Origin of the sequence: Pseudomonas sp. NPDC087615 (genome assembly GCF_044743445.1) — a bacterium.
GTDB classification, from domain to species: domain Bacteria; phylum Pseudomonadota; class Gammaproteobacteria; order Pseudomonadales; family Pseudomonadaceae; genus Aquipseudomonas; species Aquipseudomonas baetica_A.
In genome coordinates this window covers 1-1,273 of the sequence record NZ_JBIUWM010000149.1, presented here as the reverse complement: position 1 = coordinate 1,273, position 1,273 = coordinate 1, and the positions used below count along the sequence as shown (strand labels likewise).

Genomic DNA, 1,273 nt, shown 5'->3' with positions numbered 1-1,273 from the left:
GAGATGCTCACTTCCACCACGGCCAGTTGGGCAGCACGTCACTCAGCCGATGCTTTACGGTCTGCGGCAGCTTTTTCCAGCTCAGCACGACGCTCTTCGAATGCAGCCAGGTTGGCAGCGGTCGCAGCGGTAGCTTTGCCGAAAGGCAGCAGGTAGTTACGGCCGTAACCGGCCTTAACGTTTACTTTGTCGCCCAGGTTGCCCAGGTTGGCGATTTTTTCCAGAAGGATCAGTTGCATGTGGAAATCCTCTTAACTTTTAACCTTCACCGTTCGCGCTGTCGGTGTCTTTCGACACATGACGACCGCGAAAATCAATCAGGCTGTCGACAATGGCCAGAACCACGAGCAACGGATAGATCAGCTGCATGAACAGCAACAGCGTGACGTACAACCCCACCAGCCAGAAACCGGCCAGTCGCTTCTGCCCGACCAGCCCGTGAATCAGGGCAAGTCCGGCGAACACCAGCGGTACACTGCACAACGGCGTCAACATGGCCATCTGTGCACCGAGATTCGGGCCCAGAAGCATCAACGCCAGCAGTAACATCGCCGGCCCCAGCGGGATTCGGATGGCGCGAAACTCGCGACCAAAACCACCCGGGTTGTACAACAACGCCTGCCAATGACGCCCGACAATCAGGCTCAGCACGCTGACGATCTGCAACAAAGCCGCAATCAGCCCGGTCAGGACCGGTGCAATCAGGGACGCGAAACGCGCTTGCTCTTCGACCGACAATTGCTTGTAGGTCTCACCGAGAAGCGCTGGCATGACCTTTATAAGGGCCTGCGCGAGCATCTCGATCTGGGCTGCAAACGCCGCCCCGAGCACCACTGAAAACACCACTCCAATTGCTACGCTGACCAGCAACGTGCGAACCCAGGATTCACTTGCGCGCAAAACCAACGCAAGCCCCGAAGACCCCAGCAGCACTAAAAGTGCGCGTGGATCGTCGGCATACAACCACCAGACCAATGCCGGCAGAAGCCCCAGGGACAGAACGCCAAGGGCGTCCGTCAATCCGCGCCGCAGAAGCACAAGGCTCCCGGCGGCAGCACCCAACCAATACAACAACGGCAATGTTGCACATCCGGCCACCACGAGAGTGGCCTGCATACGGCCTCGCATGATGAACTCAGCTAAGGCACGCATGCATTCAATCCTTTGCTACTTGTCGACTGCCCGGTCTCAGCGCGCCCGCTTGCTGGGCCTGCTGGCCTACACCGACAGCCACGGCCGCTGAGACCGGGCAGTCGACAAGTAGCAAAGGATT

Annotated in this window: 1 protein-coding gene and 1 pseudogene; both read right to left on the bottom strand. The window is 58.7% G+C overall.

The annotated features are described in order from the left end of the window. Window positions 1-41: 41 nt before the first annotated feature. Window positions 42-239, bottom strand: a pseudogene (rplI, locus tag ACIOU6_RS28025) (50S ribosomal protein L9); the annotation flags it as partial. Between the two features lie 19 nt (window positions 240-258). Beyond that, window positions 259-1,152: a hypothetical protein gene (locus ACIOU6_RS28020; RefSeq protein WP_221733083.1), complete on the bottom strand. Its 894-nt coding sequence runs from the start codon at window positions 1,150-1,152 to the stop codon at window positions 259-261. Window positions 1,153-1,273 lie beyond the last annotated feature (121 nt).

What these genes read in the sequence shown, in the direction of transcription:
- ACIOU6_RS28020 (WP_221733083.1), bottom strand. Translation starts at nt 1,152, where the DNA reads ATGCGTGCCTTAGCTGAGTTCATCATGCGAGGCCGTATGCAGGCCACT.